This is a genomic window from Chryseobacterium sp. MMS23-Vi53, assembly GCF_047651245.1.
Lineage (GTDB): Bacteria > Bacteroidota > Bacteroidia > Flavobacteriales > Weeksellaceae > Chryseobacterium.
The window spans coordinates 1,844,242-1,870,658 of the sequence record NZ_CP180265.1 but is presented as its reverse complement, the minus strand read 5'-3'; the positions used below and the strand labels follow the sequence as shown (position 1 = coordinate 1,870,658).

Sequence of the window (26,417 nt, the reverse complement as noted above, 5' to 3'; positions counted from 1 at the left end):
TATAATGTTTTGTCAAAGGTATTTATTAAGTCGGGTGAAGTCTAGTAGGAAAACTTCTAAACTATACCAAAAACTACTAAAAATAAACACTATGAAATTGTGTGGAGAAAATATCAGGAAAGTAAGAAGAAGCAGGGATTTTACACAGGAATATATGGCTTTTGAGATGGGCATTTCTCAGAAAGCTTATTCTGATATTGAAAATTCTAAAGTGAAGATTAATCTGGAAATTTTAACCAAAATCTCTAATATTCTGGAAATTAAACCTTCAGAAATTTGCAGTATTTCGCACAAATGCAGCAACGATGAATATGAGGATAAGTTTAATGATCTTGTGGAGTACATGAAGAAAAATAACATTTCGGTTCCGAAAGAATATTTGTAAATATTGTTAGATATAAAATCAGAAAAAGCTGCTTCTTGGGAGGCGGCTTTTTGTGTTTTTTTGTTTATTAAATCTTCAAGGTTTTGATAGGATGAGTTTTTGGTTTCGGCGGCGAAGCCGCCGAAACCAAAAACTCAAAAAAACTTATTTCTTCAACAATCCCGGATACAAAATCCCGTCTGTTTTTAAATTAAGATGTAATAAATTTGCAATCAACGGAGCGATATCTTCCTGTCCCATTAAAGGCAAAACTGTTCCTTCCTTGATATTTTTTCCGAAAGCTACGAACCCTGTCTGAATTTCTTTAAAGTCTGTCGGTAAATATCCGTGCGTTCCTCCGTCTGCAGCTTTTAGTAAATCACCGGTTGCTGTTGCTCCGAAACTTACTCCTTGATAAGCAGCCAAAGCCAATGCAGCAGTAGGATCTCCCTGTGCTTCTGCGACCTGTTGCTTGTTTAAAACATGGAATAATTTTTTATAACCATCAGGTAAATTATTCAAAAGCTCGTTTACTTTTGCCAGAGTTGCTTTGTCATTTGGATTTTTTAAATGCAGAAATGCGGAACCTCCACTAGCCTGAAAATAGGCTTTCCAGTCTTCTTTTTTATCATTGTTGTATAATCCGGCCTGTGCTAACATTACATTTGGATTGAATTGCGAATTGATATCCACGAAACCATGATCTCCAGTGATGATAAATGTTGTGTTTTCGTCGATTCCTGCTGAAGTAGCGGCGTCAATCAAAAGTTTAATTGCAACATCTGCTCCTGCTATAGCAGAACGAACTTTATCTCCGTCTCTTCCTTGTTCATGTTCAAAATGATCGACTGCGGCAATGTGAAGTGCCAAAAATGAAGGTTTGTATCTTTTTAAAATGTAAGCCGCCATTCTTGCCTTGTTTTGGTCGGTCACGGCATAATCTAAACTGGCTCCATATTCTCCGAATTTACCCACCGCATAATCCTGAACTTCCTGAAAAAGTTCTTTCGGAGTAGATTCCATGCTCATGGCTTTTACTTCGTCTTTTTTCTCGCCTTTGTTTTTGGGAAGATAAACGTATTCCGGTAAGTTATAAGTGATTGGTGCACCAACGGTTACTGGCCAGCTTACTCCTGCTGTTGTCAAACCTGCATCTTTTGCTGCTGTGAAGATTGTTGGAACTTTAATATCTTTATAGAACCAAAACCATTCTCCCGTAATTCCCAAAGGCTGAACCGGAGTGTTGTAATAAATTCCATGCTTTGCCGGTAAAACTCCGCTAATCATCGTTGTGTGCGAAGGATACGTAACGGTAGGAAACGAACCACGAACGCCGTTTGCATAAGCGCCTTTCTTCATCATTTGTCTTAAATTGACCATCGACCATTCCGGATTGAGATAGAACTCTGGTCTAAGACCATCTATACTTATTAAAACGACATGGTTGTTATTGTTTTGAGCTTTCGCTAATCCCGTAACAAATGCCAGAAAAAGTAATATTTTTTTCATTGTAAAAAATTTTTGCAAGATTAGGACATTAGTGTTAATGGAGTGTGAATAGACTATTAAGTTTAAATTGTTAATGTAGATTAGTTGTTATTGTGAAAATCATTCATGTTTATATTCATGTTTAAAAAGTTTCTAGTACGATAAGGAATAAAAGTTTTTATATATTTAAACCAAATTTTTTCCATTTATGAAGAATGAAAATAAAGAGGGGCAACAGGATTCTCTTGTAAGAGGGCTTACAAACCGACATATTCAGTTGATTGCTCTTGGTGGTGCAATTGGAACAGGTTTGTTTTTAGGAATTGGTCCGGCTGCTGTTTTGGCAGGACCATCTGTGATTTTAGGCTATGCTTTGGCGGGGGTGATTGCATTTTTTATCATGCGACAGCTTGGTGAAATGGTTGTACAGGAGCCGGTTTCAGGAAGTTTCAGTTATTTTGCTTATAAATATTGGGGGAATTTTCCCGGTTTTGCATCGGGCTGGAATTATTGGATTCTCTATATTTTAGTGAGCATGGCAGAACTTACGGCGATTGGTCATTATGTTCATTTTTGGTGGCCGGATATTCCGCTTTGGGTTTCTAGTTTATTCTTTTTTATTGTTATCAATGCATTAAATCTGGCTTCCGTAAAAGTTTACGGTGAAACAGAATTCTGGTTTTCCATTATAAAAGTCGTGGCGATTATTGCGATGATTGTTTTTGGAATTTATTTGTTGATCAGTGGAAGTGGAGGAGAGAAAGCGACGGTTTCCAATTTATGGAATGATGGCGGATTTTTTCCAAAAGGTTTGTTTAATAAAACTGAAGGTGGATTTTCCGGCTTATTTGCAGCAATGGCGATGATCATGTTTTCATTTGGTGGATTAGAATTAATTGGAATCACGGCAGCAGAAGCGAAAAATCCCGAAAAGACAATTCCAAAAGCAACCAATCAGGTGATTTACAGAATCTTGATTTTTTATGTTGGAGCATTGGTTATTCTATTTTCGTTAAGTCCGTGGAGAGAAATTACAGAAGGAACAAGCCCGTTTGTGATGGTTTTTCAGAACTTAAATGGCTTTGAATTCAACCTTTTCGGAAAAGTAATTCAGTTCAATGTTTTAATTGCAAATGTGTTGAATCTAATTGTTTTGACAGCCGCTTTATCCGTTTATAACAGCAGTGTTTACAGCAATAGCCGAATGCTTTTCGGATTGGCGCAACAGGGAAATGCACCGAAATTTTTAACGAAATTAAATAAAAGCAGTGTTCCCACAAACGCAATCCTAGTGTCGTCTTGTTTCGCGGGAATTTGTATTGTCATTAATAAATTAGTTCCGGAAAAAGCTTTTGAATATTTAATGGCTTTGGTGGTTTCTTCATTAATTATCAATTGGATGATGATTTGTTACACGCATTTGAAATTCAAAAAAAGCAATATAAAAGCTGGAGTTGATTTGAAATTTCCATCCATATTTTATCCGGTTTCCAACTATATCTGCATTGGTTTTTTATTAGTAATTTTAGTGTTAATGAGCATTACAGGTATGGGAATTCAGGTAATTCTGATTCCGGTTTGGCTGGCATTTTTATTCTTAATGTATATAATATATAAGCCGAAATAAAATCATATTTTTAAATATCAAAAAAGGATTTACCGTAAAGGTTTATCCTTTTTTTTGTGATTTTAGCTACAAGAAAATTACTAAAATACTTATAACTTTCATTATGAATAATCCAAAAAATTCAAATGCTTTGATGGATATATTCTTATCCGTTTCATTAATATATAATTTATTGATTGTTCTAAATTTTAATAATCAATAAAGAATTACTTTTTACTTTTTATTACGCCTTTCAGAAAATTGAAATCCTTTTTTATATTAAATTTCAATAAAAACTAAAAATATAAATCAAATTAAGCACTGCATAACTACTTCATATCATATTTTGTTTACTGAGAATCAAGTGTTTATTTTTCTGTAGAACATTTGTAGTAGTAGCTTTTTATTTGGAGATAATAACTTTGCTTATCAATAAGCGAAAATGTTTTCTATTCAGTTCATAAAAAATTAATAATTGACTGTAAAAAAATATTTATTGTATTATCCTATTGTTTTCCAATTTATTTTGAAAAAAACGTGGTATTAATTTATGATTATATTTTACTGATTAATTCCAGATAAAGTGAATTTTTTTCATAATTATTGGGTTTTTTACTTTAAATTATAGTATATTTACTACATAATTCATTATTGATAGAGATATTGTTTTCTGAATTTTGGATTTTAAAAACTAAAGCCGTGATTAGACAGTATTAAAAAATTAATATTATTAAGCTAATCGATAACAATGAAAATTTCTGTAATAATTCCAGTTTATAATGCTGAAAAGTATGTTGCACATGCTGTGGAATCTGCATTACAGTTTGACGAGGTATGCGAAGTGATTTTGGTCGAAGACAAATCACCTGATAACGCATTGTTGGTGTGTGAAAGATTAGCCGAAAAATATGAAAGGGTAAAACTTTTCCAACATGCTGATAAAAAAAATCATGGACCAGGTGCGAGCCGCAATCTTGGAATACTAAAAGCCGTAGGAGATTTTATTGCTTTCTTGGATGCCGATGATTATTACTTACCTAACCGTTTTGAAGCAGAAAAAGAAATGTTCCAAAACCCTGAAGTAGAAGGAGTTTATGGGGCAATTGGTGTAGATTATTATTCTGAAAAAGCAAAAGAACAATATTTTGATATATTTAAAAATGACCTTACAACTGTTCACCGAAAATATCATCCTAAGGAGGTATTTCCAGGACAAATGAATATGTTGGGAAGTTTTGGACTGTTCACTATGGATGCCTTAACGATCCGTGCTTCGTCTTTGAAAAAAATGAAAACCTTGTTTAAGCCACGTTTCAGATATCATGAAGATACGGAGTTTCTTTTTCGTTTATCTTATTACTTAGATCTTTATCCCGGAATTTTGGATGAAGCTGTTGCCATGAGAGGCGTACACGAAGAAAACAGAATCACAAAAGTGGATACGGGAAAAATAAATCCAGCCACTACAAAAATCCTTCTTTGGAAAGAAATTTATGATTGGGCACAAACCGAAAGTGGAATTTCGGAGGATATTAAGCTTCATATTAAAAGAATGTACCGCAGTTTCGAGATTGCTAATGCTCCGCGAACAACAAAATTAAAAATGATTCTTACTTATCTTGTGAAAGACTACCGAAGCATTCGTTCGGGACTTTATAATATCAATTTCAGATCACTACTATAGTATTTTGTTAAATACTTCTAATTTATATTGATTGGCAGAATTTTTTCTGCTTTTTTTGTGAAAGGTGTTTAAATTTTCTATTAGAAGCTATTTCCTGCTTTTCATTATATCTTTTTCACCAACGCTTTTTCAAGCCATTTCCGAAAAAGGATGTCATTTCAACCAGGGCTAATGTGGTAGTCATAAATTAAAAATCATGTTTCAATTGAGAAGAAATACACAAAGTCACTAAGCTTCCTTTTTTGATTTGAACATGGAACGTATTTATGACGAAACTATTTTAAAAAGATAAAATAACAAAAAAACCATCCTCAAAAGGATGGTTTTCGTAGACTCACAGGGATTCGAACCCCAGATGACTGAACCAAAATCAGTAGTGTTACCGCTACACCATGAGTCTCTGTTTGTTTTAGTGGTGCAAATTTACAGCTTTTTTAATTATTTGCAAGAAATTTTTAAACTTTTTTTTAAATTTACTACACTTTTTATTAAAATGATCATGCAGATAGACTTCAATAATCTCAATACGAGCAAATTATACTTCAAAACAGACTTTGAAAAAAAAATAGATCATTTTCTTGAGGATTGGTTCTCCAACTCCGATACGGTAAAAGTGCAGACTTCCGGTTCTACAGGAATCCCGAAAATTTTTGATATTGAAAAAGATAAAATGATTAATTCTGCAGAAATGACCTGTAATTTACTTGGTTTAAAAGAAGGTGACACAGCTCTAATTTGCCTTCCCGTCGAGTATATTTCCGGAAAAATGATGGTCGTGCGTTCTATTCAAAGAAAATTAAAATTAATAATTATAGATCCAACTTTAAAACCATTATCAGATATCAACGATGAGGTTAATTTTTGCGCAATGACACCGTTACAAGTAGAAAATTCATTAGATAAACTATATTTAATTAAAAATTTAATTATCGGAGGAGCAGCGGTATCTGAAAATTTAAAAACAAAAATCTTCAAAGAACTATCAACCGACAACCGACAACCGACAACCAAAATCTTCGAGACTTACGGAATGTCAGAAACTCTTTCTCATATTGGATTAAAACAAATTTTTCCAAAAGCAGAAGATTATTTCACTGTTTTTGAAAATGTTGAAATTTCAAAAGACGAAAGAGGTTGTTTAAGAATTTTTGCACCCAATTTAAATTCTGAAATTTTGCAGACTAATGATTTAGTTGAAATTAAGAATGATAAACAATTTAAATTTTTAGGAAGAATAGATAACGTCATCAATTCCGGTGGAGCGAAAATTTTCCCGGAACAACTGGAATCTTTAGTAAAAAAAGAAATTCCAAATGAAGCAGTTTTCTTAGGAATCGATGATGAAAGTTTGGGACAAAAATTGGTATTAATTATCGAAGGAAAAGAATCTGAATTTATAAATCAAAAATTAGCAACCATCAACTATCAACAAAAATTTCATAAACCGAAAGAAATTATTTTCACCGAAAAAATTCCAAGAACACCAAATGGAAAAGTAAACAGATTAAAATTAAAAAGTATCATCACCAAAAAATAAACGATATGAAAATTTCCCTCCTCTGGAGGGGTGGCGAAAATTCAAAGAATTTTTGTCGGGTAGTTAAATAAATATTACACTTATAAAAGTTACCAAATCAACAAAAAATGAAAGATTTCACAAAAGAACTCAACTTCAAAACTTCCCGCAGCAGTGGAGCAGGAGGTCAGAATGTGAACAAAGTAGAAACTTCCGTTACCGTTCTTTGGAAAGTCGAAGATTCTGAATTTTTTGATGAAGATCAGAAGGTTTTAATTCAAAATAAACTTAAAAACAAAATCAATGCAGAAGGATTTTTGTTTTTAACGGTTTCCGAAAGCAGAACACAATTAGCCAATAAAAAGAAAGCGATTGAAAAAATTCTTGAAATTGTGGATAAGTCTTTATTTATCCACAAAAAAAGAGTGGCAACAAAACCTTCAAAAGGACAAAAACAAAAAAGGCTAGACAATAAAAAGAAGCTTTCCGATAAAAAAGAAAACCGAAAATTTAAGTTTTAAAAATAGCAGGAAATACGATAATAGTTTTAAAAAGTGATATGCTCAAACACTTTAAAAATAATTATCTTTGCAAAAATTAAAAAAATGAGCAAACCGATTACCGAATTCATAGAAAAATATTATCTGCACTTCAATGCAGCAGCATTAGTGGATGCATCAAAGGGATATGTTGCACACCTTAAAGATGGTGGGAAAATGATGATTACTCTTGCCGGAGCAATGTCTACCGCAGAGTTAGGGAAAATCCTTGCTGAAATGATCCGTCAGGGGAAAGTAGATTTTATTTCTTGTACAGGAGCGAATCTTGAAGAAGATTTGATGAATCTTGTAGCGCACTCTCACTACGAAAGAGTTCCTCATTACAGAGATCTTACGGCTCAGGACGAGTGGGATCTTTTGGAAAGAGGTCTGAATAGAGTTACAGATACTTGTATCCCTGAAGAAGAGGCTTTCAGAAGATTGCAGAAACATATTGTTGAAATTTGGAAAGATGCTGAAGCTAAAGGAGAAAGATATTTCCCACATGAATTCATGTATAAAATGATCCTTTCGGGAGTTCTTGAGCAGTATTATGAAATTCCTAGAGAAAATTCTTGGATGATCGCAGCAGCAGAAGCAAACTTGCCAATCGTTGTACCAGGATGGGAAGATTCTACTATGGGTAACATCTTTGCTTCTTACTGTATCAAAGGTGAGTTGAAAGCTACTACAATGAAATCAGGGATCGAATATATGACGTATTTGGCAGATTGGTATACTAAGAACTCAGGTGGAAAAGGTGTTGGATTCTTCCAGATTGGTGGAGGTATCGCAGGAGATTTCCCAATTTGTGTTGTACCGATGTTGTATCAGGATATGGAAATGCACGACATTCCTTTCTGGTCTTATTTCTGTCAGATTTCGGATTCTACGACTTCTTACGGTTCGTATTCAGGAGCAGTTCCGAATGAGAAAATTACTTGGGGTAAATTGGATATCACGACACCGAAATTTATCGTTGAAAGTGATGCAACAATCTGTGCACCATTGATGTTCTCTTACATCCTTGAAAACTAATTTTATAATTTCAAATTAATTATATGTAAAAGGCTTATTTATTAAGCCTTTTTTAGTATCATACTTTTAATTTAACCGCAAAAGAGTCAAAAGAAATCATTGAAAAAATAGAAATTCAAAAGTTTGCAAAATGTGACTGTGTTAATTTTTTGATGTTTTGTAACCTTTTGAAATACTCTTTACATTTAAAATTCTTTTGTTTCTTTTGTGGTTTAAAAACTAAATAACTTATACTGTTATAAAACTTGGAAACTCTTCAGAAAAATAAATTCGACGCTCTTACAGGAATGCGTGCCGTTGCTGCCATTATGGTTTTTGTATATCATAACCGTAAATATTGGCGCAATGATTTATCTTTTGAGATCATGCGATTCATCAGCGAATGGCATATCGGAGTTACCGTTTTTTTTGTATTAAGTGGTTTTTTATTGGCTTATCGATATGAAGAATCTCCTTTAAAATCAAAAAAATCTTATTTAAAATATATTTTGCTCCGTATAGCAAGGATTTTCCCACTGTATTGGATTCTGTTAAGTGCTTATTTTCTCGACACCCCTTATTCTAAAAATGTAGATACTTATTTTCTGCAATACACCCTTTTTTATTCCTTGTTTGAAAAATATTCGGTTTCCGGAATTGTACAGGCTTGGTCGCTTACAGTGGAGTTTTTCTTTTATATTCTGGCTCCGTTTTTATTCTTGTTATTAAAGAAAAACTGGAAATACTGTGTTTTATTTTTACTTGGATTTTTTCTGTTAGGTTGGGGAATCGGTTATGGTTTGAATAGGTATAATGTAAATCCTAAAGGTTTTTTATATCCTTTGAAGTTTATTGTTGGAAGCACATTTTTCGGAAGAAGTTTTGAATTCTTTTTTGGAATGGTACTGGCTTATTTAATGAAAATGGAAAAAGGGATTTCATTCTTAAACAAACTTAAAAAACCGACATTTTTAGGTGGAATTTCAATGGTAATTTTAACGATCTCAATTGCCTTTTTTGCAAGAAATAATTTTGTACACGGTATAGAACGTTGGGAAGGAAGATTGATCCACGAACTTTTTCTGCCTGTTGCTATTGCCGTCTTCTTTTGGGGATTGATGACAGAAAAAACTTGGCTTTCCAAGATACTTTCAACAAAGTTTTTTATTCTTTTTGGAAATGCTTCATTTGTTTTTTATTTGATCCATCTAAGCTATTTCAACTTGAAATTAAAATCCTACGTCTATCTTCCGGATCGAAACTTTGTGTTGTTATGGATATGTTCAATCATCATTTACTTATTGATTGAAAAACCGCTTTATAATGTTTGTCGAAATTTAATCGCCAAAATCAAATAAAAGAAAAGGTTTAAAATTTTATTCCAACGAATTAATCAATACAAAATATCGGTATGCCAAAATTCCCTTTTGGATTTTTGTTAGTTTGTTAGGGTCTTTATCACTTAATTTGGGTAGAATTGCTTTATTAATCCTGTTCATTATTCTAAAAAATGACTTTTTCATGATACAATATTTTAGGGATTGAGATATTACATTCAAAAATTATGCAATCGCAATTTTAGTTTAAAATAAAATTGCCCACATTTCTGCAGGCAACTTAAACACTTTATCACATATACTTACGGATTTCCGTACATATTAGATTCGCCACCATCGATGGCAATCACCTGTCCGGAGACATATCCGTTTTCATCACTTAATAAATAGGCTACAAGATTTCCGACATCTGTTGGATCGCCCAATCTTCTCGTAGGATTTCTGGATGCATATTCTTGTTCGGCAGATTTGGGATCGTCAGGATTTACCTGTTTGAAAGCTTCTGCAACCATCGGTGTTAAGATCGCTCCCGGAGCAATAGCGTTGGTTAAGATATTATCTTTACCATATTCCAGTGCTGCATTTTTAGTCATTCCGGCAACCGCATGTTTTGTTGCGACATAAGCGGTTTGATTCAAAACTCCACGTATTCCGCCAACGGAAGCTACATTTACAATTCTTCCGCCACCGTTTTTCTGTAATTCAGGAATCACATATTTCATTCCATAATAGACTCCCAATAAATTAATATCAATTACTTTTTTGAACACTTCAATATCATAATCAATTAAAGGAGCCTGTTTTCCTTCAATTCCAGCATTGTTGTAAAGTCCATCTACTTTTCCGAATTCTTTTACAGTTTGATCTACATAATTTTTTACATTTTCCTCCACCGAAACATCGGCCGCAACTGTCAGAAATTTTGTTCCCGGAAATTTCGACTGTAATTCTTCTTTGGTTTTATTTAATGCTTCACCATTATAATCTACAAGAGTAAGATCTGCTCCTTTGGATGCTAAAACTTCTGCTGCAGCCAAGCCTAAGCCCATTGCTGCCCCTGTTACAATTATTACTTTTCCTTTTAAATTCGCCATAGTTTTATGAATTTTTATTGTAATAAAGTTACAAACAATACAAGTATTTCGTCTTGATGTATGATAAGGAATCTGATTTTAGTGTTATTCATCATTCGAATTTCATTCTTAAAAACCGAACATATTTCTTACATTTGATTCTTATCAATTCATAAAATATGGATGAAATTTTCAAAAAACAGGTTTGTGAAATCACCAAATTAGTTCCCAAAGGAAGAGTAACAAGTTACGGAGCTATTGCAAAAGCGGTTGGTTATCCCAATCATTCACGACACGTAGGAAAAGCAATGGGTGGCTGTCCGAAAGATGTCCCTGCCCATCGCGTAATTTCAAGTTCCGGAGCTTTATCTGTCCCAGAATTTCAAAAAAGATTGGAAGCTGAAGGAGTTGTTGTGGAGAATTTTAGGATTAAAAATTTTAAGAATCTGTTTTGGGATCCTTTGCAGGAGCTGTAATCAAAGTGTGAAGGGAGCTACAAAGTGGGGACTTACATCAGGGATGGATGCCAATCCAATTAAAAAGATTAAATGATAAAAGGTTTCGGCGAGGCTTTGCCGCGCCGAAACCCAAATAAAAAATCTCGGCGGAGCATTGCTCCGCCGAGATTCAATATAAAATAGTTAAATTATTTATTAAGATTCTGATAACTTCTTTGAATAAAGTCCGTCAAATCTTTTCCTTTCAATAAATTCTGAGAAAGTTTAGCCAAATCCAAAGCATATTGAATCAAACCTTTTTTCTCTTCAACATTTTCCGATTTTAAAATCTGGTTTGCAAAATCACTGTTAGAGTTTACTACCAGATTGTACATTTCAGGGAAACCGCCCATTCCAAACATTCCGCCACCACCTGTTGCTTGCATATCCTTCATTCTTCTCATAAATTCAGGTTGAGTGATTGTAAATGGGGCATCATTGCTATCTAAATCTTCAAGTTGAACTGTAAATTTCGTATCATTAATAGCTTCCTCAACATTTTTCTTTAATGATTCTTTTTCCGTTTCATTCAATTTAGAAATAACAGGCTCATCTTTTTTAATCAAGTTATTTACGTGATCTGCATCCACTCTTACAAAAGAAATTTTCTCTTTTGAAGTTTCCAGTTTTTGAATAACATGAGGTACAATATGAGAATCCAAAAGCAAAACTTCATATCCTTTATCTTTTGCAGACTGAATATAACTGTGTTGTTCATCTTCATTTGAAGCGTAAAGAATTACCAAATTTCCATCCTTATCCGTTTGGTTTAATTTAATTTTTTCTTCCAATTCATTCCACAAGAAATACTTTCCATCTGTTGTTGGATATAATGTGAATTTATCCGCCTTTTCAGCAAATTTTTCTTCCGTTACGATTCCGTATTCGATAACGATTTTAATGTCATTCCATTTTTTCTCATAATCCTCACGATTTTCGTTGATTAAAGAAGACATTTTGTCGGCAACTTTTTTTGTGATGTAAGAAGAAATTTTCTTCACTGCTCCATCTGCCTGTAAATACGAACGGGAAACATTCAACGGAATATCCGGAGAATCGATCACACCGCGAAGAAGCATTAGGAAATCAGGAACGATACCTTTCACTTCATCCGTAACAAATACCTGATTTTGATATAATTGAATTTTATCTTTTTCAATATTTAAATTATTGCTCAGTTTCGGAAAGAATAAAATCCCTGTTAAATTAAACGGATAATCAACATTCAAATGAATATTAAACAAAGGTTCCTCAAATTGCATCGGATACAATTCGTGGTAGAATTTCATGTAATCTTCACTCGTTAATTCACTCGGAGCGATAGTCCAAGCCGGAGTAGGGTTGTTGATGATATTGTCAACTTCCTCAGTTTCTGCAACCGCATCTTCCGGAGCGTCTTCTGGTAAGGGTAATGTGTGCGTTTTTGTTCCAAATTTAATCGGAACAGGCATGAATTTATTATATTTCAATAACAATTCACGGATTTTTCCTTCTTCTAAAAATTCTAAAGAATCTTCTGCAATGTGAAGAATAATTTCCGTTCCTCTGTCTTTTTTATCAGCAGTTTCTTCTAAAGTAAATTCAGGACTTCCGTCGCAGATCCAACGAACGGCTGGTTCGTCTTTGTAAGATTTAGTTAAGATCTCAACTTTTTCTGCAACCATAAACGCAGAATAAAACCCAAGTCCAAAATGTCCGATAATCCCTGAGTCTTTTGCGGTATCTTTATATTTTTCCAAGAACTCTTCCGCTCCTGAAAAAGCTACCTGATTGATGTATTTTTCAACTTCTTCGCCAGTCATCCCAATTCCCTGATCGATAATGCGAAGCGTTTTATTTTCTTTGTCGATCTTAACCTCCAGTTTCGGATTTCCGTACTCAACTTTTGCTTCTCCAATGCTTGTAAGATGCTTTAATTTTAAAGTAGCATCCGTCGCATTAGAAATTAATTCTCTCAGGAAAATTTCGTGGTCACTGTAAAGAAATTTTTTGATAAGCGGGAAAATATTTTCCACAGATACATTAATATTTCCTTTAGTCATAATATTTTTAGTTTTAATTTTTTTCTTCCAAATCTTTCTCAAAAAAAATACCGTTTGACTAAAAGTGACATTTTGACATTTTTTTAATGATGCTCTATCATTTGGTTTTGATTATATTTATCGCAATTAATTAATAATATGGGAATTTTTGATATTTTTAAAAAGAAAAATAAACAACAGGAAACGAAAGTTGTTCAGGCTGAACATGAAGAAAAAACAGAAGTAAAACCAATTGAAATTTCGGAAAGCAAACCGATAGAAACTTCTTTACAAAAAAATGAGGAAGTGAAATCTTCCGATTTATACCAAAAAACTAAAATCTATAACGACTATATTGTTTATTCAATCTCTCTGCAACTAAAAGGCGATTATGCTCCAATTGCAGCATACGAAAGGCAAAATGGGGAAATACAAGGTTTTCTATACTTAATTACCGATGAATCTTATTCTCCTTCTTCAAAAGATGTAATTGAAAGAATGGAGGAAAAATTTGAAAACGAACTTAGAGAAGACAAAATAAAATCATACATTATCCTGTATCATTCGCAGTTTGAAAATAACGGAAATCATAGTTTAGCAACAAGACAAGAGGAGTTAAAGGCAATCACCATGGCTTATCATTTTAAAGATTCTGAGGCTGCAAAAATAGGACTGCCTTACGTTTTTGAAAATGATGAAATCAGCTACAGAGGATTTTCAGAGTTTTCTAATAACGAAAATAATGAGATTATGTTGACCGAGCTTGTGGAAGGAAAAGATTATTTTGCAGACAGAGAAGAGATTGAGGTTCCTGAAACGATCAATGAAATTGGAATTAAAATAAAAAAATCAAATTCAAATACACTTGGAAATACATGGGGCGGAATTTTTGGATTTGAACATTTTCAAAACAGCAATATTTCCGATTATCTGATTCAAACGATGGCTTTGTGTAAAATGGATTCACCGGAATATGATGATGATAAAATTAGGCTTACAGATTTTAAAGACGTTCAATTTAAAAATGTTCTTACAGAAGATTTCAGCACCATTTATCCTGAAGTGAAAACCGACTTTTCATTGGATTTTGAAATGAAAGAAATTAATGAATGGGAAAATGCACAGAATCTGGAAGCAGTTGTTTGCGGAAAAGGGAGGGATACCTTTGGTGTTTGGTTTTTTGCAACAGATTATGCAGAAAATAAAAATGTTTATCACTTTCAAAATAAATTAAACGTAAATATCAGCGGAATTGTTTTCGTATTGGATATTCACCAAAAGTTTGACTTACCGGACGGAACGAAATTAAGCGACGACTTTACAACTTATATGCCTAATAATGATATTCCTAATTATGCTCTTTTCGACTTTGTCGCTCAGTTGATTGATTTTAGAGAAACAGAATTGCTGGAAGATCGAAGTATCAAAGGATATATGTTGAAACTAAAATTGATCACCAATTCTGAAATGGAAGATTTCTTTACCATTGATGCTTTTGTAAATAAAGAAAATATGAGATTTGAAACGCTTACAAAAGGAATGAAAGTTACGGGAGCTATTCAGCTGCAGGGCAAAATTTCACAATAATACAAATAAAAAAAAGTCTGAAATTTTCAGACCTTTTTTTATTATTTGTTTTTCAACTCTTCTTTAATTTTATTTTCCAGTTCTTCGGAAAGTTCAGGATTGTCTTTCAATACATCTTTTACGGCATCACGACCTTGTCCTAATTTTGTTTCCTCGTAGCTGAACCAAGAACCACTTTTCTTCACGATTCCCTGTTCTACAGCCTGATCCAAGATTTCTCCTGTTTTAGAAACACCCTCTCCATACATAATGTCGAATTCTGCCATTTTGAAAGGTGGAGCAACTTTGTTTTTCACAATTTTTACTTTCACTCGGCTTCCAACAGCTTCATCTCCATTTTTGATTGGCGCACTTGCTTTTCTAATATCAACTCTTACTGAAGCGTAGAACTTCAATGCGTTACCTCCCGTTGTCGTTTCAGGGTTTCCGAACATTACACCGATTTTTTCTCTCAACTGGTTGATGAAAATTACCGTACATTTTGTTCTGTTGATCGTTGCCGTCAATTTTCTTAACGCTTGAGACATCAATCTTGCGTGAAGTCCCATTTTAGAATCTCCCATTTCGCCTTCAATTTCGGCTTTCGGAGTTAATGCAGCAACAGAGTCAATGACAACAATATCGATTGCTCCCGAACGAATCAGGTTATCAGCAATTTCTAATGCCTGTTCACCGTTATCTGGTTGAGAAATAATTAGGTTTTCCAAATCGATTCCCAGTTTTGCAGCGTATGTTCTATCGAAAGCGTGTTCCGCATCGATGAACGCAGCAATTCCTCCTGCTTTTTGAGCTTCTGCAATAGCGTGAAGCGTTAAAGTTGTTTTACCTGAAGATTCAGGTCCGTAGATTTCGATAATTCTACCTCTAGGATAACCACCTACTCCAAGAGCGATGTCTAAACCTAAAGATCCGGACGGGATTACTTCAATTGTATTGTCGACGGAATTGTCTCCCAACGTCATTACAGTCCCTTTTCCGTACGTTTTATCTAGTTTGTCAAGCACCAATGCAAGTGCTTTTTTCTTATCGTCTATGTTACTCATCTGTTGTTTAAATAATTTATCAAAAATACGGAAATTTAGAATCAAAAACTAATTTTATTTGCTTTCAAGCTTGCTTTTTATAGTTAAAAAAAGATAAAGTTTTTAGAATCAATTTGGTGAAAATTAGACATGAAATTATTTTATTTGGAGCTTTATCCTGCTTTCCACTATATCTTTTTGGTTACGGCTTCCACTTTGTTCCAGCCGCAACCAAAAAGGATATCGTTTCAATCAGTGCTAATGATAACGTCCTGTAAGACCAATCTTCAAGGTTTCGAAAACTTAGATTTAGAAATAGTAAAACGAATGATATCAATCGGAATAGGGTATAGCCGTTTAAACAAAAAAATATGAAATCAAATCGGCTTTAGTCAAAACTTATTAAAAAGAAAAAAATTAATGAAAATTAGAATTTTGTGTAATATTAAGATAATCGTTCAGCACTTTCATTTGATCTTTATTCCCTCTATTGATTCTCGCTTGTCGACTTATTAATTTATCATAAATACAATTGATCATCCATTTGGTATAAGGAAACATTTTCTTATTGGATACGTTTGGAATCTCAAGTCGTTTACAAACTTCATCATCCAGCAAAAACCAAGTACAGCAAATATGAAGATAACGTAAATTTTTTCGTTGAAATTTATATTTTAAAATAGGATTTTCCAAAGATTCATTCAATAAAGAATGTGCCAGCAAAACAGAATCTTTATCTGAAGGGGGCTGAACGGAAGTCCATAAATAAAAATATTCTGTTGCCTGTTTTTTATCATTAGGTAAAAGATTTTCCGGAATTCCTAAAAGATAACCGACATATTTCCAAAGGTGAAAAAGTCCTTTTTCTTCCTCAATTGAAATTATGTTTCCTAATTTTTTCAAACTATGCAAAAAAACCAAACTGAAACCAATATAAGTGGCCATCATATCCCATGAATTAATCGGTTCGCCCCAGTTTTCGGTGTCCCAGCCTTTATAGTGTTTTTTAATGGAAAGTCTCGCGTAAGAATGAATCAGCCTTGTTTTGATGGCGAATTCGTAGCCCTTTTTATGAATTTCTAAGGCGTTGTATCTTGTCACATTTACCCAAAAATTCAATGTTTCGGAAAGACGTTTTACTGCTCCTTTTTTTAATGCCTCAGTCGCAATAAGAGGTTTGTTGAGATAAGCATAGTCGTAACCTCCAATTAAGCAGTAGTCTCTTAAAGAAATCAATGAATCGAGGCTGCTTCTCATACAAAGTTCTGCGCCACTTTTAAGCAAATCATAATCAAGCCAATCGGGAATTTTCTGAGTTTGCGCAAAAAGTTTTTTTACACTTTCAGGAACATTATGATTTTCCAAAACACCATTTCGGATATAATTTTCAATTTCACGGGATGCCTCATGAAATTTTTTCGTAAAATAAACATCTTTTACAACTTCATCTCCAATTTCATCGACATGATAGAAATAAGACGAAAATTTATCAAATTCCTTGAAATTCACTTCTGCACCAGAAAGTTCTGTCAATTGTTTTCCGTTGCCCTTTTCCCAAAAGTCTTTAAAATGCTGTGAGTCTTTGAAGTGTGGCTGTAAACTGTTTATTTTCATCAAGTATAAAAATACAAGTTTTGCGCCGAAATTCTACTGTGAGATTTATCATTTTTTATAGTGAATTGTCAAATTTGAATTTGCTTTGCTTGTAAATTATTGAAGAGAATTTACAATTTACTTATTCACTAGTCACATTAAATAATCCCCCATTCAAAAGCTTTTTTCAATAATTCTTTGCTGTTTCTTGAATTGGTTTTTGCTAAAATATTTTTTCTGTGCGTACGAACGGTATGTTCAGATAAAATCAACATTTTTGAAATTTCCGGTCCTGAATATCCTTTAGCAATAAGAGACAAAATTTCAGTTTCTCTTTTGGTTAAATTTATTTCAGAAAAATTCTTTTTGGAAGAAATATTTTCAATTTTCATTTGATGGAAATCATTTCTTGAACCGATCCCGGAAAGTAAAACGGTATATGGATTTTCATTCGTAATATGATTAATATTAGTATGAATATTAATGGTTTGGATCGGGTTTTTGTCATCATCTTCTAATGTTAAAATTGCCTGATGATGAAAAAGTTCATAGTTTCCGGCTGCGGTTTTCATCCTAAAACAGTAGCTTGGTTTAAGATACATTTGATTTTCTTTGCCTACTTCCAGCATTTTTTCAACCACTTTTTGTTCGGCTTTTATGATAAATTCGATATCGTCTGGATGAGTAAGATCAATAATATCCTTTAAATGTTCAGGATATTTTTTTAACCCGTGAAGCTTTAAAATGTTTTCATGATGGTGAGAAACTGTACTGTTGGTGAGATTTAAAACATAATAATAAAACTCTCCGATAGCGAACATTTCTCCTATAATACGCTCAATTGGAGGGATGATGGAAATGTTTTTATTTTCTTTTCTAGCGCCGGGATAACTGTTCCAGACCTCTATAAGAGGGTGGTTTTTTTCTGAATGATCCAAAGTGTAAGTTTTGTGCTAAAAATAGTTAAAGTTTTCTTAAAAATACCACAAAAGGGGGATTTTTTTGCATTGATAAAATTTTAAAATTTGTTGTGGCTAATAACCATGAAAGCTTAATACCAAAACTGTCCTAAATTGGATCTTGCTTTCTTACATGTTTTTCATTAATTTTAATCACACATTTACCCAGATATGTAGAAATAGTTTAGAATTTTCTGTTAGCTGTTTGAAAATGATAAACTGGAACCTCTTGCAATTTGTAAGGGGTTCTTTGTTTTTTAGTAATCTCCATGAAAATCACACAAACGGGTAATTTTTTCGTGTTCCTGGATTTTGAAAATTTGTATTAAAAATTGATAGCCATGAAAACAAATTTATTATTGCTGTTTCTGCTGGGATGGGTAGGGATGGCTTTTGGACAGGATGTGAACGAAAGAAGTATATTTGAATTAAGCTTTGAAAATGATACTATAAAAGTTTCAAAAACATCTAAAGATGAATATATTTCAATTCCTATTAAGATTGGAATTGTAGATGCAGCGACTTGGAAAGATTACAAACTAAATGTTGAAGTGGATGAAGTAAGTACGTTACCTCTTTCAGATTACGAATTCGAAGAAAAAAATTTTAACTTTTGTGATTTACAGAAAAACAAAGTTATTAGTATAAAATTAAAGAAAGATGACGTTGTAGATCGGGATAGAATTCTTGTATTGAAACTAAAAACTTATAATAAAGATAAGGATATTGAGGAAAGGAATATAGGCTTAAAGAAAAAAATTGTAATTATTATTCATGATGGAAAAGATCACGTCAATCTTTTTAACGAATATAATATACTTGCTTATCTAGGAACCAATTTTGATATAGTTGAAAGTAAAACAAAAGCTAAAAATTTATTTTTTGCTACAAATATTTTCATTCCCCCTATTGAAAGAAAAAATAAAATAGGTTTTTACTTCAGTTTGTATGGGAATAGAACGATGAGTGATATTGATTCTACTGGTAATGTTAGTAGGGTGTATAAAATAGAGCCTCTAACAGATTCTACACATACAAGATATTTTTCTCAAAATAAAATGGTTATAACGAGAGTTTCGGATAATATAGGAGCGTTTATTAGTCCTCTAATTAAGATTTTTAAGTCCTCTAATAAGCATCTTAATTTATATTATTCTCCTTCGCTAGAATTTATTTGGAGAAAAGTAGATATAACAACAGAATTTAAAGACCCATCAAATCTAAATTCAAATATTGTTACAGGAGGAGTTCCTGGAACTATGGTTATGGATAATATTTCTAGGAAAATTCAAAATGAATATACCTTTAATTTTGGAGCAGCAGGATTGTTTCTCGCTTACCAAACTTCAGCTGTAAGTTTTAGAGTTCATGCGTCTGTTGGATATTCTTCTCATTTTTATCCAAGCAATTCCTTAGTAAAAGGAATGGAGGATGAGTCGGTAGGAAGAAAACATGATATATTTTTCTTAGGAAGAGCATGGTTAACTGAGGCGAAAACAGGAGTTACTCTTCAAGCTGAGATAATGAATACAGCTCTACATCCTCGCCCATTTTTCGGTGTTACACTTTCAAAAGCTTTCAGATTAGAAGAAATAGGAAGTATTTTTACACCTTTGACAGACCGATCAAAATAAAAACAACCTCCCAAAAGGAGGTTGTTTTTATTTAAGTCAAAACTTTATTAGTTAGACAAAGAAGCAGCGTGGATCAACATATCAACCAACTTGTTAGAATAACCCATTTCGTTGTCATACCAAGAAACAAGTTTTACGAAGTTAGGAGAAAGCATGATACCAGCATCTTTATCGAAGATGGAAGTTCTCTTATCTCCTACGAAATCCTGAGAAACTACAGCATCTTCAGTGTATCCAAGGATACCTTTTAATTCACCTTCAGAAGCAGCTTTGATCGCAGCACAGATTTCATCGTAAGAAGTAGCTTTTTCTAATCTTACCGTTAAATCTACTACAGAAACGTCAACTGTTGGTACTCTGAAAGACATACCAGTTAATTTTCCGTTCAAAGAAGGAATAACTTTTCCTACCGCTTTAGCAGCACCAGTAGAAGAAGGGATAATATTGTTTAGAGCAGCTCTACCACCTCTCCAGTCTTTCATTGAAGGACCGTCAACAGTTTTCTGAGTTGCTGTTGTAGCGTGTACCGTTGTCATCAAACCTTCTACGATTCCGAAGTTATCGTGGATTACTTTAGCCAAAGGAGCTAAACAGTTTGTTGTACAAGAAGCGTTTGATAAGATTTTAACATCGTCTGTAAGCTCTGTGTGGTTTACACCCATTACGAACATTGGAGTATCATCTTTAGATGGAGCAGAAAGGATTACTTTCTTCGCACCAGCTGTAATATGTTTTGCAGCACTTTCTTTATCTAAAAATAAACCTGTGGATTCTACTACGTAATCAGCACCGATTTCGTTCCACTTTAGGTTACTAGGGTCTCTTTCAGCTGTTACTCTGATTCTTTTTCCGTTTACTACAAGGTCATTACCTTCTACAGAAACTTCACCCGGGAAAATTCCGTGTACAGAATCATATTTAAGCATATAAGCCATGTATGTAGCATCGATAAGGTCATTGATTCCTACTACTTCGATGTTATCTCTTTCAGTCATTGCTCTGAAAACAAGACGTCCAATTCTACCAAACCCGTTGATACCTACTTTAATTGTTGACATAATAGTTTGTTTTAAATTATATTAAAATATTAGATTGCTAAAATTTCTGAAATCAGTAAAAGATCCTGATTGATTTCGTTATGTTTTTTAATGGCTTCCTCAATCGGTGTATAAACCAATTCATTAGAACGCATTCCCGCCATTACGTTTGTTTGCCCTTCCATTAATCCGGTTACAGCACCATAACCCAATCTGCTCGCCAAGACTCTGTCGGCACAGCTTGGAGAACCTCCTCTTTGCATGTGTCCCAAAATCGCTACACGTATGTCATAATCTGGAAATGCTTCTTTGGTTTTTTCTGCAAGCCCATAAACGTTGGCCACTTTTTCACCTTCAGCTACAACCACGATGCTTGAAGACTTTCCTGATTTTTCAGCAATTCTGAAATTGTTGAAAAGTTCATCAATACTATCTTTTTTCTCAGGAATTAAAATATCCAAGGCACCGGTTGCCAATCCGCTGTTTAAAGCTATGAAACCAGCATCACGACCCATTACCTCAACAAAGAAAACTCTGTTGTGAGAAGTCGCCGTATCACGGATTTTGTCAATCGCATCCATTGCTGTATTCAAAGCAGTGTCGTAGCCGATGGTATTGTCTGTTCCGAAAATATCGTTGTCGATTGTTCCTGGAACACCAATAACACGGATTCCGAATTCTTCATTGAAAACTTTCGCCCCTGTGAAAGTTCCGTCTCCTCCGATACAAACCAATCCGTCGATTCCAAGCTTTACGCAGTTTTCGTATGCCTTCTGACGACCTTCTTTGGTTCTAAATTCCGCGGAACGGGCAGATTTTAGAATAGTTCCACCCTGGTTAATTATATTTTTTACGGAACGAGGTCCCATTTTCAGGAAATCGTTGTGGATAAGCCCATTGTAACCTTCTCTTACTCCGTAACATTCGATATTATAGTAATTTGCGGTTCTTACCACCGCCCTCAATGCTGCATTCATACCCGGAGAATCTCCTCCAGAGGTAAGAACTGCAATTTTTTTTACAGCACTCTCTTTCATCTAGTAAAAAATTTCGAACACAAATCTACAAAAACAAGTTCAGATAATGGCAGTAACTTTATAAGAGTTTTGAATATAAATTATTAAAATTGTCTAAAATTTGTCGGTTTAAAAATAAATCTTGCAGTTTTCGTCTCAGAATTATTAACATCCAAATTATACCATGGCGAAATATTTTTTTCAAAAGGATTGGAAAGCAAATGAATAGACTAGGCAGGAGTAAAACCCTCACTTAATAAGAATAACCTTTCTCCGTTCTTATTTTTACAAACTCCGGAAATAAAAACAACATGTCCTGTACTTCCCGGTGTAATTAAAATGTCTCCCGTTTTCAAATGTGAATTTTTTCGTAACATTTGTTGTTCCTTTATTTAATGAAATGGTTCCTGCATAATTGAAATCAGATTATTTTTTGCCACGAATGCACAAATTATCTTAGATGAAACTACAAAATTTATTTATTTCAAAAAAGCCAATTATGAATATGCACAAACATTTGTTGAAATTTGTGTATTCATGGCAAATCTATGTAAGTGAGAATAAAAATCAATGCTTTTCTGTCAAATACTTCCAATACCTCCTCGGAACATGCTGAATATGCAATTTCAAATTCTTCCTTTCCACAATATTGGTCTTCGTAAAATACCGTTGCCAAAGTGTCTGATAATTTTTTTCCTCGTCATGAAATTTTTGCTGATATTTATTCAAATCTATTTTTTCATCAGGATAAAAGAAATCGCAGGTTTCCAGGTCATACAAAATCCCATAGTTTCTTCTCAGATCATAAATCATCCATTTTTGATCCTGATAACGATCTTTAAAATGTTTTCTAATCAAAGGAAGGACATTAAAATCAGGATCGATTTTAGCAAAGAAAACACCATCCTGCATTTTTTCAAAACGTACAAAAGCGTTCATACGATGCCTTTCTCTACTCACGGATTTGCAGATTTTTGAAATTTTTAAAATATCATTATCAGCATAATTTTGCAGAATATTTTCATTCGGATGTTGAATAGATTGCTTTATTGCCGAAAAAATAAGCTGTTCCAATTCAGTATCTTCCGATAAATAAACCTTAAGCAACTCATGAATTCCCGATTTTCCGATATTTTGTTCTAATTTATTTAAAACCCTTTCAGACTTATCATTTTGAGTAATCACTTCATGGATTTCAGCGAAAATATTTTCCTGATGAAATCTTTCTCTACTCACAATTTCCACATCTCTATAACGATATTCAAAAACCTCGAATATTGCCGTTAGAAGTCCGTCGAAACTGCCGTCGTAGAGTAGTGTCGTCATTTTATATTTTTTGAATTTCTAAACTATTTGTTTAAAAACTGCATTTTGAGTAATGTTTCCTGAATCATCTAATTCAGAAGATTCAACGCACAGGTAATAATCTGTATTATCCTTTTTTACATCTCCAGCTTTTCCAACAATTGAAGCTGCAAGAAGGTTGTCATTTATTTTAAAATAATTAGAAGGGTCTGTTGAACCTATATTTACTGAAATAGGATAGTAAGTATTGGAAAAGAAACTATTGCCTTTGCTGGTTGATGTTAAATTGACTAAATTTTGAGATACTGTAGAAATAGTTTTTTCAACAGTATTTTCAAATACAGAATTAAAGTTTCCATCTAAGTTGAATACAGCATAGACATCATAAATATAGCATGGGTTAATGATTGTATTTCCAGACACAATATTATGATCACCAGTCACAACGATAGAAGTAGAAGAAGTCTTGTCAATAATGTTATTTTTAAGAGTATTATTATTACCTCCTATTGCTATCCTTACAATATTATAAAATTTATTATCTGTAAAATTACTATTTTTAATATTCGGAAGATTTATCCCTGCGCCACTTATATTGGTAACATTTCTGTAATCAACAACATTATTTCTGAAATTTATGCTAATTTCATATTCGCCATCAGTGTAAACAGGAGAATCAAAATTAAAATCAGAAATGAAAAAATTATCTGTAATGTCTATCCCATTATTACTTCCATTTTCTACTGTTGCAATTTTTAATAGACCATTTTTAATAGTATTATTTATGAATTGAATGTTGGAACCATTAATTAAGGCAGCTCCACCTGCTTCAACTCCATCACCGATTAATGTATTTCCGAAAATTTTTATATTTCCGATATTATTGTATAATTTTAATTGACCTTCTAGGTCTTTATTGTTTTCAAATTTACAATTAAGAACACTTGCACCATCTACTCGGCTCATTATGAGAACCCCACTCGAAAAGTTGTCTCTAAAAACACAGTTTTGTATTATTACATTTTTTACTATGCTATTAATAGCGGCTGATTCTACATCAATTCCGCATCCCGGTCCTGTTCCATTTGTTTTTTCGAATAAAGAATTTTGAACAATTACATCTATTCCGCTTTCAATGGACATTCCTTGTCGCCTGTTATCATAGCAGTGAACATTTGTAATCTGCACATTTTTACAATCAAGATGAGTATTTGTATCAGGTTCAGCATATTGTAAATTAATACCGTCTCCCCACATATCAATAGATTGAACATCTTGTATATAAACATTTTCACTTCCTGAAACAGCAATACCATAACCCCATTCTCCTGTAGTCATTCCGTTTTTCTCAGAAGAATACCTGTCACCAATTAATATTCCACCTTTTATTTTTACATTTTTTTTATTATAAATTCTAAATAAATTGTATTGCCCTTTTTTATTAGGAATGACATAAAATTTAGCATCATTTTCTAAAAATAAATCTGAATTATTCTGTAAAGCAAGACCTCCGGAATCTCTCAAAAAATCGACATAATCACCTAAATCACCATCGGCTTTTATATAATATGTTCCATTCGGAAAATATAATTGTTTTCTTAATGTTGCTGCTTGATTAATAGCATCTTGTATAAGTTCTGTCTGATCTGCAGTGCTATCAGGATTGATGCCGAAAAGGCGAATATCTAATGTATGTCCAAATACACTTCCCATAATTATTAAGTTTTTATTGAAGTAATAATAAGGAAATAATTTTATTCTGTTAATTGGAGAAATTTTAAATTTTTGTTAAAATAAAGTCAGCTGCTGCGAAAACTGATTATTAAATTTAGAAGAACTCCCGCCAATCAACAATTCTTTCAGATTTTGATTCGTTAAATATTTCAGAAAAGCATTTCCTGCATTAAAATCAATAAAATATTTTGCGCGATTTACAGCTGCTCCCAATTTTTTCAGATGATCCATATTCAGAACCTGAAAACGTCTCGCGCTTACAATTTTTTGTGCGGTTTTTACACCAATTCCCGGGATTCTTAAAATCATTTGATAATCGGCAGTCTGCAAATTCACTGGAAACTGATCGAGATGGCGCAATGCCCAGCTTAATTTTGGATCAACTTCCAAATCTAGAAAAGGCATATTAGGATCTAAGATTTCCTCTGCTTTAAAACCATAAAAACGCATCAGCCAATCCGACTGATACAAGCGGTTCTCCCTAAGCATCGGAACTTCCGTCGTTAGAGAAGGTAATCTTTTATCTTCCAAAACAGGAACATAGCCAGAATAATAAACTCTTTTCAGACTAAAATTTTTATAAAAATGATCGGCAACTTTAATGATCTGTAAATCGTTTTCATTGGTTGCTCCAACAATCATTTGCGTTGACTGGCCAGCCGGAGCAAACTTCGGAACTTTTCTGAAAATTTTCTTTTCATCTTTGTATTGAGCGATTCCGTTCTGAATATACTTCATCGGATTCAGCATATCCTGTCGATTTTTTTCAGGTGCTAATAATTTTAATCCGCTTTCGGTCGGAATTTCAAGATTTATTGATAATCGATCGGCGTACAAAGCGGCTTCCTGCATCAGTTCATCACTCGCTCCCGGAATCGATTTTAAATGAATATATCCGTTAAAATTTTCTTCCAAGCGTAATTTTTTCGCTACACGAACCAATCGCTCCATCGTTGTATCCGCATTTTTGAAGATTCCTGAACTTAAAAATAAGCCTTCAATATAATTTCGTCGATAAAAATTGATCGTTAAATCAACAACTTCTTCTACAGTAAAAGCCGCTCTCTTAATATCGTTTGAACTTCGTGAAACACAATATGCACAATCATAAATGCAGTGATTGGTCAAAAGAATTTTGAGAAGCGAAACACATCGTCCATCTTCAGTATAGGTATGACAAATTCCGCTTGCAGAACTGTCGCCCAAAGCGCCTTTTTTATTCTTTCTCGAACCTCCGCTTGATGAGCAGGAAACATCATATTTCGCTGCGTCGGCAAGGATTTCGAGCTTTTCTTTTAGGCGGTCAAAATTCATTTTTATTAATTGAAAATTTAAATTTTAAGTATAATTTTAAGTTCAAATTTAATTCCAAAATTGATAAATGTCAA

The 26,417-nt window shown here is 33.3% G+C and carries 22 protein-coding genes and 1 tRNA gene; 10 read left to right on the top strand and 13 right to left on the bottom strand.

Going from position 1 to position 26,417, the window contains the following annotated elements; genetic code table 11:
• The first annotated feature begins 91 nt into the window (after window positions 1-91).
• Window positions 92-385: a helix-turn-helix domain-containing protein gene (locus ACKX2A_RS08285; RefSeq protein WP_415328899.1), complete on the top strand. Its 294-nt coding sequence runs from the start codon at window positions 92-94 to the stop codon at window positions 383-385.
• 144 nt (window positions 386-529) lie between these two features.
• Here the strand turns inward: ACKX2A_RS08285 and ACKX2A_RS08280 are convergent, their stop codons facing one another.
• Window positions 530-1,873: an alkaline phosphatase family protein gene (locus ACKX2A_RS08280; RefSeq protein ID WP_415328898.1), complete on the bottom strand. Its 1,344-nt coding sequence runs from the start codon at window positions 1,871-1,873 to the stop codon at window positions 530-532.
• Window positions 1,874-2,060: 187 nt separating this feature from the next.
• On the opposite strand from ACKX2A_RS08280, the gene ACKX2A_RS08275 reads away from it, so the two are divergent.
• Window positions 2,061-3,479 carry an amino acid permease gene (locus tag ACKX2A_RS08275; RefSeq protein ID WP_415328897.1) on the top strand — a complete coding sequence of 473 codons (1,419 nt, stop codon included), beginning with the start codon at window positions 2,061-2,063 and terminating at the stop codon, window positions 3,477-3,479.
• Between the two features lie 727 nt (window positions 3,480-4,206).
• Entirely contained in the window at window positions 4,207-5,142 is a 936-nt protein-coding gene (locus ACKX2A_RS08270) for a glycosyltransferase family 2 protein (protein ID WP_415328896.1), read from the top strand.
• Between the two features lie 329 nt (window positions 5,143-5,471).
• Here ACKX2A_RS08270 and ACKX2A_RS08265 read toward each other — a convergent pair.
• A tRNA-Gln gene (locus tag ACKX2A_RS08265) sits at window positions 5,472-5,542 on the bottom strand.
• Window positions 5,543-5,641: 99 nt separating this feature from the next.
• On the opposite strand from ACKX2A_RS08265, the gene ACKX2A_RS08260 reads away from it, so the two are divergent.
• From ACKX2A_RS08260 to ACKX2A_RS08245, 4 genes are all read left to right on the top strand, one after another.
• Complete coding sequence (locus ACKX2A_RS08260) at window positions 5,642-6,679, top strand: AMP-binding protein (protein ID WP_415328895.1); 1,038 nt, start codon at window positions 5,642-5,644, stop codon at window positions 6,677-6,679.
• A gap of 107 nt (window positions 6,680-6,786) precedes the next feature.
• Window positions 6,787-7,179: an alternative ribosome rescue aminoacyl-tRNA hydrolase ArfB gene (gene arfB, locus ACKX2A_RS08255; RefSeq protein ID WP_415328894.1), complete on the top strand. Its 393-nt coding sequence runs from the start codon at window positions 6,787-6,789 to the stop codon at window positions 7,177-7,179.
• Window positions 7,180-7,263: 84 nt separating this feature from the next.
• Window positions 7,264-8,235, top strand: coding sequence for a deoxyhypusine synthase family protein (locus ACKX2A_RS08250; protein ID WP_034673009.1), 972 nt, complete (start codon window positions 7,264-7,266; stop codon window positions 8,233-8,235).
• A 245-nt stretch (window positions 8,236-8,480) separates the two neighbouring features.
• Complete coding sequence (locus ACKX2A_RS08245; protein ID WP_415328893.1) at window positions 8,481-9,572, top strand: acyltransferase family protein; 1,092 nt, start codon at window positions 8,481-8,483, stop codon at window positions 9,570-9,572.
• A gap of 281 nt (window positions 9,573-9,853) precedes the next feature.
• Here the strand turns inward: ACKX2A_RS08245 and ACKX2A_RS08240 are convergent, their stop codons facing one another.
• On the bottom strand, window positions 9,854-10,645 hold the full coding sequence (locus ACKX2A_RS08240) for a glucose 1-dehydrogenase (protein ID WP_415328892.1): 792 nt from the start codon (window positions 10,643-10,645) through the stop codon (window positions 9,854-9,856).
• A 158-nt stretch (window positions 10,646-10,803) separates the two neighbouring features.
• On the opposite strand from ACKX2A_RS08240, the gene ACKX2A_RS08235 reads away from it, so the two are divergent.
• Window positions 10,804-11,100, top strand: a complete 297-nt coding sequence (locus tag ACKX2A_RS08235; RefSeq protein ID WP_415328891.1) for an MGMT family protein — start codon at window positions 10,804-10,806, stop codon at window positions 11,098-11,100.
• 170 nt (window positions 11,101-11,270) lie between these two features.
• On the opposite strand, the gene htpG is transcribed toward ACKX2A_RS08235, so the two are convergent.
• Entirely contained in the window at window positions 11,271-13,163 is a 1,893-nt protein-coding gene (gene htpG, locus ACKX2A_RS08230; protein WP_415328890.1) for a molecular chaperone HtpG, read from the bottom strand.
• 138 nt (window positions 13,164-13,301) lie between these two features.
• Between htpG and ACKX2A_RS08225 the strand changes: the two genes are divergently transcribed.
• Window positions 13,302-14,729 (top strand): hypothetical protein, encoded by a 1,428-nt coding sequence (locus tag ACKX2A_RS08225; protein ID WP_415328889.1) that lies wholly within the window; start codon window positions 13,302-13,304, stop codon window positions 14,727-14,729.
• Window positions 14,730-14,770: 41 nt separating this feature from the next.
• On the opposite strand, the gene recA is transcribed toward ACKX2A_RS08225, so the two are convergent.
• From recA to ACKX2A_RS08210, 3 genes are all read right to left on the bottom strand, one after another.
• Window positions 14,771-15,772: a recombinase RecA gene (gene recA, locus ACKX2A_RS08220; RefSeq protein ID WP_415328888.1), complete on the bottom strand. Its 1,002-nt coding sequence runs from the start codon at window positions 15,770-15,772 to the stop codon at window positions 14,771-14,773.
• 396 nt (window positions 15,773-16,168) lie between these two features.
• Complete coding sequence (locus tag ACKX2A_RS08215; protein WP_415329435.1) at window positions 16,169-17,365, bottom strand: oxygenase MpaB family protein; 1,197 nt, start codon at window positions 17,363-17,365, stop codon at window positions 16,169-16,171.
• A gap of 137 nt (window positions 17,366-17,502) precedes the next feature.
• Window positions 17,503-18,282, bottom strand: a complete 780-nt coding sequence (locus ACKX2A_RS08210; protein ID WP_415328887.1) for a response regulator transcription factor — start codon at window positions 18,280-18,282, stop codon at window positions 17,503-17,505.
• A 362-nt stretch (window positions 18,283-18,644) separates the two neighbouring features.
• Here ACKX2A_RS08210 and ACKX2A_RS08205 point away from each other — a divergent pair, with 362 nt between their 5' ends.
• On the top strand, window positions 18,645-19,937 hold the full coding sequence (locus ACKX2A_RS08205; protein ID WP_415328886.1) for a hypothetical protein: 1,293 nt from the start codon (window positions 18,645-18,647) through the stop codon (window positions 19,935-19,937).
• 47 nt (window positions 19,938-19,984) lie between these two features.
• Here ACKX2A_RS08205 and gap read toward each other — a convergent pair whose 3' ends face one another.
• The 6 genes from gap to ACKX2A_RS08175 all read right to left on the bottom strand — a co-directional run bounded on the left by gap (window position 19,985) and on the right by ACKX2A_RS08175 (window position 26,343).
• Entirely contained in the window at window positions 19,985-20,995 is a 1,011-nt protein-coding gene (gene gap, locus ACKX2A_RS08200) for a type I glyceraldehyde-3-phosphate dehydrogenase (RefSeq protein ID WP_415328885.1), read from the bottom strand.
• Between the two features lie 29 nt (window positions 20,996-21,024).
• Window positions 21,025-22,011, bottom strand: a complete 987-nt coding sequence (gene pfkA / locus ACKX2A_RS08195; RefSeq protein WP_415328884.1) for a 6-phosphofructokinase — start codon at window positions 22,009-22,011, stop codon at window positions 21,025-21,027.
• A 209-nt stretch (window positions 22,012-22,220) separates the two neighbouring features.
• Entirely contained in the window at window positions 22,221-22,367 is a 147-nt protein-coding gene (locus ACKX2A_RS08190) for a DUF4846 domain-containing protein (protein ID WP_415328883.1), read from the bottom strand.
• 190 nt (window positions 22,368-22,557) lie between these two features.
• A complete protein-coding gene (locus tag ACKX2A_RS08185; RefSeq protein ID WP_415328882.1) occupies window positions 22,558-23,316 on the bottom strand; it encodes a TIGR03915 family putative DNA repair protein in 759 nt (252 codons plus the stop codon).
• A gap of 18 nt (window positions 23,317-23,334) precedes the next feature.
• The gene (locus ACKX2A_RS08180; RefSeq protein WP_415328881.1) at window positions 23,335-25,008 is read right to left on the bottom strand and encodes a right-handed parallel beta-helix repeat-containing protein; all 1,674 of its coding nucleotides are present in this window, start codon (window positions 25,006-25,008) and stop codon (window positions 23,335-23,337) included.
• A 75-nt stretch (window positions 25,009-25,083) separates the two neighbouring features.
• Window positions 25,084-26,343, bottom strand: coding sequence for a putative DNA modification/repair radical SAM protein (locus ACKX2A_RS08175; RefSeq protein WP_415328880.1), 1,260 nt, complete (start codon window positions 26,341-26,343; stop codon window positions 25,084-25,086).
• Window positions 26,344-26,417: the final 74 nt, after the last annotated feature.

What these genes read in the sequence shown, in the direction of transcription:
- ACKX2A_RS08285 (WP_415328899.1), top strand. Translation starts at nt 92, where the DNA reads ATGAAATTGTGTGGAGAAAATATCAGGAAAGTAAGAAGAAGCAGGGAT.
- ACKX2A_RS08280 (WP_415328898.1), bottom strand. Translation starts at nt 1,873, where the DNA reads ATGAAAAAAATATTACTTTTTCTGGCATTTGTTACGGGATTAGCGAAA.
- ACKX2A_RS08275 (WP_415328897.1), top strand. Translation starts at nt 2,061, where the DNA reads ATGAAGAATGAAAATAAAGAGGGGCAACAGGATTCTCTTGTAAGAGGG.
- ACKX2A_RS08270 (WP_415328896.1), top strand. Translation starts at nt 4,207, where the DNA reads ATGAAAATTTCTGTAATAATTCCAGTTTATAATGCTGAAAAGTATGTT.
- ACKX2A_RS08260 (WP_415328895.1), top strand. Translation starts at nt 5,642, where the DNA reads ATGCAGATAGACTTCAATAATCTCAATACGAGCAAATTATACTTCAAA.
- arfB (WP_415328894.1), top strand. Translation starts at nt 6,787, where the DNA reads ATGAAAGATTTCACAAAAGAACTCAACTTCAAAACTTCCCGCAGCAGT.
- ACKX2A_RS08250 (WP_034673009.1), top strand. Translation starts at nt 7,264, where the DNA reads ATGAGCAAACCGATTACCGAATTCATAGAAAAATATTATCTGCACTTC.
- ACKX2A_RS08240 (WP_415328892.1), bottom strand. Translation starts at nt 10,645, where the DNA reads ATGGCGAATTTAAAAGGAAAAGTAATAATTGTAACAGGGGCAGCAATG.
- ACKX2A_RS08235 (WP_415328891.1), top strand. Translation starts at nt 10,804, where the DNA reads ATGGATGAAATTTTCAAAAAACAGGTTTGTGAAATCACCAAATTAGTT.
- htpG (WP_415328890.1), bottom strand. Translation starts at nt 13,163, where the DNA reads ATGACTAAAGGAAATATTAATGTATCTGTGGAAAATATTTTCCCGCTT.
- ACKX2A_RS08225 (WP_415328889.1), top strand. Translation starts at nt 13,302, where the DNA reads ATGGGAATTTTTGATATTTTTAAAAAGAAAAATAAACAACAGGAAACG.
- recA (WP_415328888.1), bottom strand. Translation starts at nt 15,772, where the DNA reads ATGAGTAACATAGACGATAAGAAAAAAGCACTTGCATTGGTGCTTGAC.
- ACKX2A_RS08215 (WP_415329435.1), bottom strand. Translation starts at nt 17,365, where the DNA reads ATGAAAATAAACAGTTTACAGCCACACTTCAAAGACTCACAGCATTTT.
- ACKX2A_RS08205 (WP_415328886.1), top strand. Translation starts at nt 18,645, where the DNA reads ATGAAAACAAATTTATTATTGCTGTTTCTGCTGGGATGGGTAGGGATG.
- gap (WP_415328885.1), bottom strand. Translation starts at nt 20,995, where the DNA reads ATGTCAACAATTAAAGTAGGTATCAACGGGTTTGGTAGAATTGGACGT.
- pfkA (WP_415328884.1), bottom strand. Translation starts at nt 22,011, where the DNA reads ATGAAAGAGAGTGCTGTAAAAAAAATTGCAGTTCTTACCTCTGGAGGA.
- ACKX2A_RS08190 (WP_415328883.1), bottom strand. Translation starts at nt 22,367, where the DNA reads ATGTTACGAAAAAATTCACATTTGAAAACGGGAGACATTTTAATTACA.
- ACKX2A_RS08185 (WP_415328882.1), bottom strand. Translation starts at nt 23,316, where the DNA reads ATGACGACACTACTCTACGACGGCAGTTTCGACGGACTTCTAACGGCA.
- ACKX2A_RS08180 (WP_415328881.1), bottom strand. Translation starts at nt 25,008, where the DNA reads ATGGGAAGTGTATTTGGACATACATTAGATATTCGCCTTTTCGGCATC.
- ACKX2A_RS08175 (WP_415328880.1), bottom strand. Translation starts at nt 26,343, where the DNA reads ATGAATTTTGACCGCCTAAAAGAAAAGCTCGAAATCCTTGCCGACGCA.